This is a genomic window from Arthrobacter sp. Y3221087, assembly GCF_059089905.1.
On record NZ_JBNHFE010000006.1, the window covers coordinates 109067 to 121586 of the forward strand.

Below are 12520 nucleotides of genomic sequence, written 5' to 3' on the forward strand. Positions count from 1 at the left end.
GACCTTCCCTTCCCTAGGGATAGCCCCAGCGTATCCTGCCAGCTACCTCGCCCTCATCAGGACGCGGAGCACGTGCGCTGGCAGCACCGAAGCCCTAGAGCCCTAGTACATTCCATGAGCCGGTAAAAGTATTTGCCCGATGAGTAGTTTGTATGCGCCAAATGACCTATACCAAATACATGAGCTGCCTCACAGACTCTTCTATGGTTGTCAACGTAGCAATGGCTGGGGACTGCTGGCATTGAGTGTGCGGTAGATCCGTCGGGCGAGGTAGCGCTTCACGCACCGACGAATTTCTTTCTTGGTTCGCCCTTCTGCTTGCCGTTTCGCTACGCATTCGACGGTCGCTGGATCGAACGCCATCCTCGTGACAGCAACCATGTGAAGGGCTTTATTCAGGGTCCTGTCGCCGCCGCGGTTGAGCCTATGACTGACGGTATTTCCAGATGAAGCGGGAATGGGGTTGACCCCGGCCAGGGAGGCGAAAGCCGCCTCGGCACGTACCCGGCCCTGATGAGACCAAGCGGTAAGACAAATAGCTGCCGTGACCGGTCCGAAGCCGGATTCCTGCAGCAGCGGCGCCGCTTCGGTTACCTCAACCAGTCCGGCGATCCGGGAGCCGTTTGCTTTGATCTCAGCGTCAAGGTCGCCGATGCGCATAGCCAGTCTGACCTCTTCAGAGCGGGCCACCGATACAGCAAGAGCTTCTTCACGGACCCGCCACCGAGACACCTCCAGTATGTGACTTCCGCTCAACGACTTGCGCGCATCCAAACCCAAATCATTGATCCGGAGCGGCGCGGTCAACGCGGTCACGGTCCTGGTCCGGCCGGTTGTCATCGAATGACGCGCAGTTACAAGGACCCGCAACGCTGCGCGGACCCCTTCGTTCAACCGTGGCCGGCGCAACTTATCCTTTTCCAAGGAAAGGACGGCGGAAGCGATCCGGTGCGCGTCAACCTGGTAGCCGGCAGCTGCGACAGCACCGGCCAACACGGCACCATAACAAGCCGCGCCCTCAATCACCCATAGAGTGGCCATCGGCCTCGGTGCGACGCGCAACCCAAGCAATGACACGGTTGATCCCGGCGCCCGTCGCTGGGAAATCACGGTTATCGATCCGTTCGCCGCTTGCCGCGCAATGATGGCGAAAACGTGCTTCCGGGCGTCGGTGTCGACACCCAGGACAAACGGGCGGGAATACGCAACGCTAGTCATAGCGGTTCTGGCACCTTCCTCATCTCGCGGACATGGTCAGGCCGTTAGGCGCCGGTACCAGTCCGGGTAGAGGTCACTTCGGAACAGCACTGTGACGAGCCACGCCCCCGCGGGGGCGGACAATCTTTTGATCAAGTCACCGATGTGGGCCGGGCAGGTGCCGGCCGCCCACCCAACGGACGGACAAGTCGATAACAGGACACCCGGGCACGGGGCCAAGCGTTTAATGAGTCACGACCGCGGGGTGGAACGGCCTGCACGTACTCTGCCAGCCAATCCCAGACCAGCCACCCCACTTCTCACCGGCGCTCAAGAACGGGCGGAGCCTTGCTCCAGGGCGCCTGATGCCACGACTTCGCGTCCTCAAGGTAACGCGCAGGAATACGGCCGTGAGGCCCGCAACGACAACCGGCATGTGGTGTGCATCCGACCTGGTCTTTCGACACAACAGAAGGCAATTTCTCCTAAAACCCTGCAACTAGCCACCTCAACAACGTGAGCAAAGATGATCGAGCGTGAACGAAAGTGTTTAGGTGCCTTGTAGGGTCTCCCCGGTGCTCATAGTCTCGCTGTGCTTAGGCCTCCTCTCTGCGGCACGAATAGAGGAGGCCCGGCCGCAGACTCGAAACGCAGAGAGGTACAACAATAATGTTTTCCGCCCGACGACAAACACGAAGGCCGGTGGCCGCACTGGCGGCTGCGGTCACGGCGGCAGCAGGTCTGGTCATGCTGCCCGCCGGCACGGCCGGGCCGGCGGCAGCCGCCGATGCTACGCCCGTGACCATCACACCCAACCCAGCCAGCCGCGGGGAGGCCTTCGAGGGTTGGGGCACCAGCTTGGTCTGGTTCGCCAACGCGACGGCAGGCTACTCCCCTGAGCTGCGCGACGAGCTGTACCAGAAGGTGTTTGGCGAGGACGGACTCAACCTCAACATCGCGCGCTATAACGTGGGCGGCGGCAATGCCTCCGACGTGCGAAACTACCTCAACGACGGCAGCGCGGTGGAGGGCTGGTGGAATCCGGTCAGCGAACCACAGGAGGGTAAAGCGGCCTCCAACCTTTACAACCCCGACGGCTCGGTGGACCCGACACAGGCCAACAAAGTCGCCTTTCTGGACCAGTGGAACCCGGACGACCCCGCCTCCTACAACCCGGAAGCCGACCAGAACCAACGCTGGTGGGTGGAAAAACTCGCCGCAGACCAGCAAATCACCCACTGGGAAGCCTTCAGCAACTCCCCGCCCTGGTTCATGACCAAGAGCGGCTACGTCTCCGGCCAAATCAACCCCGCCAGGGGCGAAAACCTGCTGCCGCAAGCGGAAGCCAAGTTCGCCGCCTACATGAAGCACGCCGTCGAACTCCTCGAGGATGGCAGCGGGATCACCGTGGACACCATCGACCCCTTCAATGAGCCGAACTCCGGCTACTGGGGCACGGACATCGACAAGGCCACCGGCAAACCACCCACCAGCTACACCCAAAAGCAGGAGGGCGCCCTGATCTACCCGGCAGCCCAGGACCGCGTCACCAAGCTCCTCGCCCAGGAACTCGCCAAGGAAAGCACCACCACAGACGCCGTCATCTCCGCCATGGACGAGACGGATCCAGCTAAGTTCATGACCAACTGGCACGGCTACAGCCAGCAGGCCAAGGACGCTGTGGCGCAACTCAACGTCCACACGTACGGCACCAACGACCGACGCCGCGTCCGCGACCTCGCCAAGTCCACGGACAAGCCGCTGTGGATGAGCGAGGTGGGCGGCTTCTGGGCCGGCAACCCGGCGCTGGGCGATTCCGCCAGCGGTTGGGACCGCTCGAACATCACCAACGGGCTGGGCATCGCCGGGCGGATGGTCAACGACCTCCGCGAGCTCGAGCCGGACGCCTGGGTGTTCTGGCAGCCCGTGGAGGACACCTACAAGCAGGAAAAGGCCGACAAGGGATGGGGCTCCATCTACATCGACTTCGACTGCAACTATGAGGGCCGCGAAGGCTTCTCCAACCGACGCCTCAACGACGGCGCCAGCCCGGATCAGGCCAAATGCAAGGTGCTGACCAACCAGAAGTACAACACCGCCCGCAACTTCACACACTTCATCCGGCCCGGCGACTTCCTGATCCAGAACGACAACGCCAAGACCGCGAGCGCCTTGGACGCCGACGGCAACGGAGCCACGCTGGTGCACTTCAATGACACTCCGACGGCGGAAAAGGTCACCATCGACCTCAGCCGTTTCGGCGCCATCGCCCCTGGCGCCACGGTCACCCCGGTGGTCACCACCAAGTCGCCGCTGGAGGACATCGAGCGGAACGCGCTCGTCAGGGGCGCGCCGGTCGCCGTGGACGCCGCGGCAAAGTCCGCCACGCTTGAGGTTCCCGCCGCGTCCGTGGTGACGTTCGTCGTCGACGGCGTCAGCGGAGTGTCAGCCGACGCTGCACCAGTGGAGGACGGCCACACCTACCACCTCACCGGCGATGCAAGCGGGAAGTATCTCACGGCCCGTCCCGACGGCACGGCGTCCATCCAGGAACTGGGCGCGACGACGGCGGATGTCACCTCCCAGCTGTGGACCTTCACCGCTGCCGGCGGTGACGAGTTCGCCCACGACCGCCGCTGGGTGGTCAGCAACAAGGACGGCCGCGTGCTGACGGGAACGGGCGGCGTGCCCAACGGCAGCACGTCCGGAGCCGCGGCGCTCACCGCCATGACCATCGAACAGGCGAAGGGCGCGACGGCCGCGCAATGGATCGTGACCACCGAGAACGGCAAGCAGTGGTCCCTGGTGAATGCCTCGGCCGGTATCGCCCTGCAGGTAACCGGAAATCAAACCGCCGCCGGCACCGGCGTCTCCCTTGCCTCCTCCACCGGCGCCACCGCAACCGGCAACACTTCCCAGTCGTGGGGCTTCACGGACCTCGAGGATCTGAAGCTGCTCGGCACCAAACCGGTGGAACTCAGCACGCCCACCGGAGTGGCCCAGTCGCTGCCGGTGACCGTCACGCCGCTCTATGCCAGGGGTGAAGGGCGGCCGGTTCCTGTCCAGTGGCAGTCCGTTGATCCGGCCGTGTGGAACAAAAAGGGCACGGTCACCCTCACCGGAACAGGCGCCGACGTGTACGGCCAGGCCTTCACCGACGCCAAAGTCACCGTGACGGTGGGCAAATATGCGGCCACGGACCCGGTCTCCGCTACGGTCGGAGTCGGGGCAACCGTCGCCGACGTGCAGGCGGCGGCTCCGGCAACAGTCCCCGGCCAGGTGGGCATTTCGGCCGCGCGGAACGACCTCGCTGTTACCTGGGACTGGGGCACCATTGCTCCCGCCGCCCTGCAGACCGCAGGCACCGTCACCGTAACTGGCAAAGCGGACACCGGGGCCGAGAAGGAAAAGCCTTTGGACGCCCTGCTGACTATCCTGGTGGTGGACCGCGTTGCCAGCAGCAACATCTGCAGGGACGACTCTGCCACCGCCGTCACGGCCAGCTACACCGAAGGTTCCTACATCGCCCCGAACACCTGCGACGGCAACACCTCCACCCGCTGGTCCAACTGGGTGAGCGGCGGCCGGGCCGGCGATAGCCTCACCTACAGCTTCGGGCGCAACTACACCGTGGACTCGGTGACGGTAACCTTGGCCGAGAAGGCGGCGCAGGGCCTGAAGGTGCAGTACCTGGACGCTGCGGGAACCTGGCAGGACACCTCCGCCGGGACCGTTACTAGCTTGACTACCGCGGCCCCGGCCAAGGTTGCGTACACGCCGGTCAGCACCCGCGGCATCCGGGTCATTTTCACCACCACCGGCTCCTACACCAAGGTGGCCGAGGTTGCCATCAGCGGCTCGCGGCTGGCTGACGCAGGACTCGTCGATCTGGGCCGGCTGCTCGTGGACCAGAAATCGGTAAACAGCTTCACTGCCGAAACCACCGGCTACACGGTGCTGACCTCATCGGCGGCGGTGCCAACTGTCGCCGCCCACCCGCTGGACACCAATGCCAAGGTCGCAGTGGCCCAAGCGACCGCGGAGAGCCCGACGGCGGCTGTCACCGTGACTGCCCCGAACGGGACCACCAGGCAGTACACGGTGAACTTCGTGACGGGCAAGGATGCGTGCGCCAACGGCGGCTGGGCCACCAATGTGGAGCCCGGGTTCCGGAACGAAGGGGAATGTGTGAGCTTCTTCAGCTCCAAGTAGCCCCTGATCTAAACAAAGTAGCCCTTGGCCGGAATTCCGGCCAAGGGCTACTTTGCGTTTACGCCAACTGTTGCTCACCCCAGTTGCGCCCACACGGCTTCCGGGTCCACCACCGTGCCGTCGGCGAACACAAAGAGGCCGGCCTCGGAGAAGCGCGCGGCGTCGAGTTCGGATCGCACGCCTTTTCCGCCGAGTCCGACGGCGGCGGCGTAGTCACCGTCGGCAGCCGCGCCGGAGGTACCAATCCAGGGAATGGTCAGGTGCTCCCCCATCGGGTGCGGGGCCTGCCGTTCCCAAGTGCCGCCGTCGTCAAGAACCCCTCCCCAGGAGACGGGGCGGACTTCACTGGCCAGGAAAGCCGGGGCATCGACCGGCCACCCGCCGATCCGCAGTTTGGCTTCGCCACTGGCACCCCTGACCCGCACCAGCCGCAGCTCTACAGCACCGCGGGTCAGCGACGCCACGGTCATCTCGGGCCCCGGACTGGCCGTCCCTGTGGCACCACTGCCGTGGTCGGGTCCGCCGTCAGGGTCGATGGTGATCCAGTTCGTGGCCGCGCGGGAGGCGCCCACCTGCACCCCGCCAACCTCGAACTGGCCCAGGAACTCGAAGCCGGTGCGGTGCGTGAGCCGGCCATCCGCATCGACAAACACGACCGCGTTGTCCAGGGACTCCGGTTCCAGGTCCGGGAACGTGGCGGTGGAGTAACCCAGCCGGGCGTAGAGCGGTGAATCCGTCACCTTCACCCCGGGATTGGCGTGGTCCGTTCCATGGTTCAGGATCCGGACCACCCCGTCCGCAACCGTCCCCTCCACCTGCCACCCCGGCGCTTCGATGAACCGCCGGGTGTCCGCTACCTCTACGGGCAGCGGTTCCTCCACGGCGGTCCACACCGGATGGTCTGCCGGCAGCGCGAGGCCCATCATGCCCTTGGCCGCCCAGTACGGCGACCCGGTCCCGGAATAGGATTGCTTCATCCCCGGAAACTCGCCGTGGAAGCCGATGGTGAGCAGGCCGTCGTCATTCACTGCTCCGCGCTGGACGAAGTAGTCCAGAATTCCGGAGGCGGCACGCCGGGAGAGGCCCGGACTGATCCGGCTGTTGCCCAGCAGCTGCCCGCTCCAGAACGGGGCGGCCGCGGCGAAGCGGTAGATCAGGCTGCGCCCCTGGATCAGTGGCGCACCGTTGGCGCCCATCAAATGCACGGCGTCGTCCAGGAAGTCGGCAAGCCGTTCGCCGTCGCGCTGCGACCGGGCCTGCACGCGGGGATCCTCAGGCGCCATCAGCTGCAGCAGCTGCGGGTAAACCTGGAATGCCCAGCCAACATAATGGTCGTAGGCGCGCTCGGGGCCGTCCGCGAACCAGCCGTGGCTGCGGTACAGCGAGTCATGCAGGGCAAGTCCGGTATCAATGTCCTCATCCGAGTACCTGCCCCCAACGCTGGCCAAAAACATCTCCACGACAATCTGGAACCACACCCAGTTGATGGGCGGATACTCTTCACCGATCACCGTCTCAAACCAGGCGATCAGCTGCTCCTGCACCCGCTGCGGCAGCTTGTCCCAGAGCACTTCCCGGGTCAGTGCCAGCCCCACGGCAAGTGAGGCTGCTTCCACCTTTGCCTGGTTCAGCTCGCCCGGGGTGGGCCAGCGGTTCGGGTTGGCCGGGTTGGTGCCGGCGTCCAACCCCTCGGCGTACCAGTCGACAATCCACCCGCTGCCGCCCGGGTCCCCGGCTATCCGGAAGGAGGCCAGCAGGAAGGTGCGGGCGAAGGCTTCAAGCGAATCGCTGCGCGTCCCGTATGCGCTGGTGGCGCCGGGCAGGTGCAGGTTGGCGTGGTCGTCCGTGGCGTAGCGGTGCGCCGAGCGCAACAAATAGTCGGCGTAGGTACACCAGTGGTCCCGGGTCAGTCCGGTGTACGGGGAAAGCTTCCGATCCAGCGGCGGCAGCACCAGGTCTAGGGGCGGAGCAATGGAGGGCATGGGTTCCTAGGGTTTGGAAGAGGTTGAAGGTTTGCGGTCAGTGAGCCAGGCGACCGCCCTGAGCACCACGTCCCGATGCTCAGGCGATTCGTAGGAGGCGGCATCGTGGCCCAGCGCGTCATAGAACGTCCGGCCGGAAGGACCGCCGTCCCTTGAACTGCGCTCCAGCGACCACAGCACCGGATGCTCGACGCCGTCATGCAGATGCGTGGCGTGGACCGTGATGCGGGGAGAAGTGCGGAGGTAGCTGTAGCGCTCGTCCAGGAGTTCAAAGTCCGGAACGCCGTCCACCGGCCCGGAGCCCTGACGCACCGAAATCTGTGCCAGCCCATACTCCGGGTGCATGGAGGTGCCGCGAATCCAGCGCCCGCCCAGCCCGTCCTCCCACGCGGGCAAGTCCAGGAAGCTCGTGGAGCTCGAGTGGCTGACCCACAACGGCCGCCCTGAGTCCAACCAACGGGTCAGCCCCGCAGCGGCTTCTGGAGAACCGGGGGAAGGCAGGCCGTCCCGCGGCAGGCCCACATTGACCGCCAACAACGCCGGCAGGTCCGGCTCGTCCGTCCGCCCCAAAAGGGCCAGAGCGGCGTCCACGTCGGCGGGGATTTCGACGTCGAACCCGGCCTCTGCGAGCAGGCCCGCCAGCGCGCGGGACGTCTCCGCAAAGGGATGCCAGGGGTCCGCGTACCGCCCGGTGCCGCTGAGCAGCAGCGCTTTTGGCATGGGTGCAGTTGTTCCCGCCATCACATCGAATCCTCCAGGACACCGGACACTGGCACCCGCGGTGCCCCCACGGAGGATTCCCGGAGGATCAGTTCCGGATTGAGCTCGATCCGGTGGACAGGCCGCATCCGCCCTTCGGCAAGCCGGGCAGCCATCAGCTGCACCGCCACCTTGCCAACGTACTGCTTGGGCGGGCGCACTGCTGAGATGGCGGGCTCGGCAAGGTAGGCCACCTCATCGTCGTAGCTGACAATGGCAATGTCACCCGGGACGGCAAGTCCGCGGTCCACGCAGTGCTGCACAAACGCCACCGCCTGGGTGTCCGAGTGGACCAGCATGGCCGTGGTTCCGGTCTTGGTGCACAGCTCAAGCACACGGTCAAAGTGCTGAGCCCGGTCATCGTTTTCCTGGATGCCCGAGTCCTCGTGAACCGTAACCTGCTCGGGAATCTTCAGGGCAGCCAGCGCCTGGCGCCAGCCCCGCACTACATGGGGGCTGGTGGGGCTGGACCGGTCTGTAAGGCAGCCGATCCTCCTATGCCCTTCCTGCCAAAGGTGCCGGACAGCCATCCCGGCGCCGAAGGCATGGTCCGTGGCAACCCATTCCAGCCGGTGCGCGGGAATTTCGGTCGGCGACCGCCGTTCAGCCAGCACCACCGGGATGGGCAGGGCGTTGAGCCAGCGCAACAGGTCCTGGCCATGTACACCGCTCATATCCGGCGCCACGATCAGCCCGTCGATGTTCTGGGTGTCCAGCAGGGCCTGGACCTGCCTGCGGTTGTCCGCGGCGTCGTACGCTGAACCGCGCACCAGAATCCGCAAGTTCTGCTCCTCCGCTTCCGCGCGGGCACCGCTGATAACCTGGGGCCAGTAGTAGCCCAGCGACGGCACCACCATGCCGATGGAGTAGCTGTGCGCGGCCGGCCGGCCGGCCGCCGTCGCACGATCCAGTGGGCTGGGCAGCGTGGCGCCGCCATGCACACGGGACACCAGCCCCTCGTCGGCGAGGATGTTCACGTCACGGCGGATGGTGAGCTCACTGACGCCCAGCTTCGCGGCAATGCCCCGGACGGTGATGGCACCATGGGCGCGGAGCTCCTCCATCAGACGCTCACGGCGTTGCAGCGAAAACAGGGACTTCCCTGCAGGCTCGGATGGTTTTTCGGGGCTCATGATGCTGCCTCCACGGTGAAGGTGAATGCGCCGGCGGCGCTGGATGGTTCGGGCAGGAGCCCGGCGGACATGCGGAAACGCAGGCGGGTGAGTTTAGTGCCCCAGACGTCCGCCAGGAGCGGATCGTCGAGGTGCCATTCGTCCACCAGGACGACGGCGGAGGAGGGCTCCCAGCGCAGGGCCGCTCCCCTGCCGGTTCCGGCGCCGGGAATGCCGGTCGGCAGGACCGTTGCCTCACCATCCCGCAGGCGGACGGTGCCGGCCGCAAGGTAGGTGATGTCGACGTCTAAAGTCTTACCCTCCGCGGGGAAGTCTTCCCGCGCGGGCTGTAATTCCCAGCGGTCGGTAATGGTGATGCGGCGGGCCGTGCGGTCCAGCGCGGAGCAGCGGATCCACTGCTCCGGCTGCAGGCCATAGGCCGCACCGAGCGCCAGCTCCAGTCGGAGGCTCTCGGTGTCAGGGGCGGCGAGGACCCTGGCGGCGTACTCCTTGCCGGCGCCCTGCTCCAGCCCGAACGGCGCCGGGACGCTGTGCCAGCCGCTTTGCATGGCCTGGATGTCGTAGCGGTCAGGGCCGAACGTCTTGGCCGTATAGGTCGGCTGGCCGGCGTCCACCAGCAATGGAACACCGTCCACGGCGACCACCACCGAGCCAACATCCTTGTGGTTGTGGTGCTCACCGTTGTGGCCGCCTTTCGCCGCGAGGAAGAGGCCCCTTGGGCTTCCAGCGGTTTCCCGCACAGTCATGATCTGTACAGAAGGAAGGTAAGTAAGGGGAACCAGAGGTGGGTTGTCTCCGTTGCCAGGCCCTGCTTCATCAGCCTGCGCGATGCCGTTCAGCAGTGCATGCAGGACTCTGCCCAGTCCCGCGGCGGCTTCCGGGTGGCCGGACATCATGGCGGCCGCATGGGCGGCAGCGTCTTTGTCCATAAGTCGCAGGGCCCAGCGGTAAAGCATGTCCCAAGGGAGGGCTTTCGCGGCCCTCGCCGGCCCGTCGGCAACATTCACGAACCAGCTGCCACCGATGTGCATGCGGTGCGGGAAGGCGACCAGTTCGCGGACCACCGACAGGCCGCCGTCGAGCGCTCCCCCCGTGGCCTGCTCGAGCAGTGTGAGCCCTTCCAGCGCCCGTCCCGCACCGTTCCACCAATAGGCGAAGCCCTCGTCGATGGCGCCATCGTCGGGGATCGAGGCCAGGAAGCGGTCCAGGCCCTCGATGCACCGGGAAACGGTCCGGGCCTGAATGTCGGGGTCATCGATCAGGAAAAGTGCTGCGGCGATCAGGTTGGTGTGGATCCAGGGATTCCAGTTGTGGACGTCGCCGTCCAGACCCAGCCAGTGCCAGTCCATCCGCTCAAGGAACGGTCGGATAACCCGCCTGGACGTCTCTTCGCGGATCCGGCGCCGCAGCCCGGGAGCCCGCCGCTCAAGATCTCCGCCCAGGACGTGATCAATCCACGCCAGCTGTGCGGCCACTTCACCGGCTCCCAGGTCCAGGAACGGCCGGGACATATCCGGCACCACTTCTCCGGAACGGCTGAAAACGTCATCGTGCGCCGCCCAGCTCCAGGAGCTTTGCTCACATAGCAGGTAGGCACCATCGATCACTTCATCCAGCCAACCGTTCAAATCCGAACACGGCTGGCCCGATGATGCCCCGTGCGCCTGGTTGGAAACCAAGGCCATCACCACAGCACGCGTAAGCCGCTGCTGGCGCGCAGCCACCAGCCCCTCGTAGGCAGTGCGGTTTCCACCCCGGAAGTACCGTGCGTAATGGGACACCAACGGTTGCGGCCATGGCAAACCCTTCTCCTGCCGCGACTGCTCCCCCATGGCATCCAAGGCCACCCGGGGCAAGCCCGCCCAAGCGGCGTGGCCAGCCGGGGGCATCACAATACGTGTGCGTGCACCTGTAAGCAGGGCACCCAGCGCGGATTCCTTTGCCGCAGGCCCCCATGCAGTTGCCAGTGGAGTTGGAGGGCGCCCCCGGGGCTGCAGTAAGGAGGAAGGCGGAGCCATCAGCATCACATCTTTGTTTGAATTAGATTGATCGAGAACGATCCTGATCACGTTGGTTGGATCGTCTTGTTTATGAGTATCTACTGATTGTTAGATGTGATGCAAGACATTGCCTCGCCGCCGGCGGAGAGGACCAACACACAGCAAGGAGCCCCTATGTCACGAAAACCCAGGGCCCTGCTGGTCATGAACCGCGGAACGTATGCGGATCAGTTTGATACCACGCGGCTGGAGCGACTGGCGGGCCTGGTGGACCTCGGCGGCCAGCCGTGGACCGACTCCCTTGAATACCCCAAGCTCGCCGGACACCTCGAAGAGGTCGAAATCCTCCTTACCAGCTGGGGCGTACCACGTCTGGACGGAGCGGCGCTGCGGCGCATGCCAAACCTCCGCGCTGTATTCCATTGTGCGGGCACCGTCCGCAGCTTCGTCAGCCAGGAACTGTGGGACCGCGGCATCCTGGTAACCAACGGCGCCGACGCAAACGCCATCCCGGTCGCGGAGTTCACCTTCGCATCCATCGTCCTGGCCGGCAAAAAGGCGCAGGTGCTGGCCAACGACGCCCGCACCTTCCGTGAAGACTGGTCCTACATCAGGCGGCGGGGTGAGCTCGGCAACATCGGCCGGGTGATCGGAATCATCGGCTTCTCACGGATAGGCCGGCGGGTAGTGGAGCTCGTCCAGCAACTGCAGGATGTCACGTGCATGGTGTCCGACCCTCATGCAGATCCTGCTGCCGTAGCCGCAGCCGGCGGCCAACTGGTGCCGCTGCCGGAACTGCTGGCCGCATCTGACATTGTGTCGGTACACGCACCAGCTTTGCCCGAAACCCGCCACATGATCGGCGCGGCGGAACTGCGGGCGATGAAGGACAACGCCACCCTGATCAACACAGCCCGGGGCTCCCTGGTCGACACCAAAGCTCTGGAGGCCGAATGCGCCACCGGACGAATCCAGGCCCTGCTGGACGTCACCGAACCCGAACCGCTTCCGGGTGACTCGGTGCTCTACAACCTGCCCAACGTGGTGATCACTCCCCACATCGCAGGCTCCCTTGGCACCGAAACCCGGCGGATGTCCGATGCCGCCCTGAACGACCTGGAACGCTACCTGACCGGACAGAAGCTCGTGGCGCAGGTGGTCTCCGAAGACCTCTCACTCAGCGCCTAACAAAACCCGGCCGCAGCTGTGGCCGGCTTGAAACCTTACAAAGGAGAAC

6 protein-coding genes and 1 pseudogene are annotated in these 12520 nt (G+C 65.3%); 2 read left to right on the forward strand and 5 right to left on the reverse strand.

Annotated features, from left to right (window positions below; genetic code table 11):
* Positions 1-210: 210 nt before the first annotated feature.
* Positions 211-1218, reverse strand: a pseudogene (locus tag AC5RUO_RS16625) (transposase).
* A 681-nt stretch (positions 1219-1899) separates the two neighbouring features.
* Between AC5RUO_RS16625 and AC5RUO_RS16630 the strand changes: the two are divergent.
* The gene (locus tag AC5RUO_RS16630) at positions 1900-5409 is read left to right on the forward strand and encodes a discoidin domain-containing protein (protein ID WP_494104085.1); all 3510 of its coding nucleotides are present in this window, start codon (positions 1900-1902) and stop codon (positions 5407-5409) included.
* 74 nt (positions 5410-5483) lie between these two features.
* Here AC5RUO_RS16630 and AC5RUO_RS16635 read toward each other — a convergent pair whose 3' ends face one another.
* Genes AC5RUO_RS16635 through AC5RUO_RS16650 form a run of 4 tightly spaced genes read right to left on the reverse strand, consistent with a single transcriptional unit; the run spans position 5484 to position 11085 of the window.
* The gene (locus tag AC5RUO_RS16635; protein WP_494104086.1) at positions 5484-7391 is read right to left on the reverse strand and encodes a DUF2264 domain-containing protein; all 1908 of its coding nucleotides are present in this window, start codon (positions 7389-7391) and stop codon (positions 5484-5486) included.
* Positions 7392-7397: 6 nt separating this feature from the next.
* Positions 7398-8132: a ThuA domain-containing protein gene (locus AC5RUO_RS16640; protein WP_494104087.1), complete on the reverse strand. Its 735-nt coding sequence runs from the start codon at positions 8130-8132 to the stop codon at positions 7398-7400.
* Positions 8132-9283 carry a LacI family DNA-binding transcriptional regulator gene (locus tag AC5RUO_RS16645; protein WP_494053304.1) on the reverse strand — a complete coding sequence of 384 codons (1152 nt, stop codon included), beginning with the start codon at positions 9281-9283 and terminating at the stop codon, positions 8132-8134. The genes AC5RUO_RS16640 and AC5RUO_RS16645 overlap by 1 nt, the downstream gene beginning before the upstream one ends.
* Positions 9280-11085, reverse strand: a complete 1806-nt coding sequence (locus AC5RUO_RS16650) for a heparinase II/III family protein (protein WP_494104088.1) — start codon at positions 11083-11085, stop codon at positions 9280-9282. Before AC5RUO_RS16650 ends, AC5RUO_RS16645 begins: the two co-directional genes overlap by 4 nt.
* A gap of 372 nt (positions 11086-11457) precedes the next feature.
* Between AC5RUO_RS16650 and AC5RUO_RS16655 the strand changes: the two genes are divergently transcribed.
* A complete protein-coding gene (locus AC5RUO_RS16655; RefSeq protein WP_494011108.1) occupies positions 11458-12471 on the forward strand; it encodes a hydroxyacid dehydrogenase in 1014 nt (337 codons plus the stop codon).
* Positions 12472-12520 lie beyond the last annotated feature (49 nt).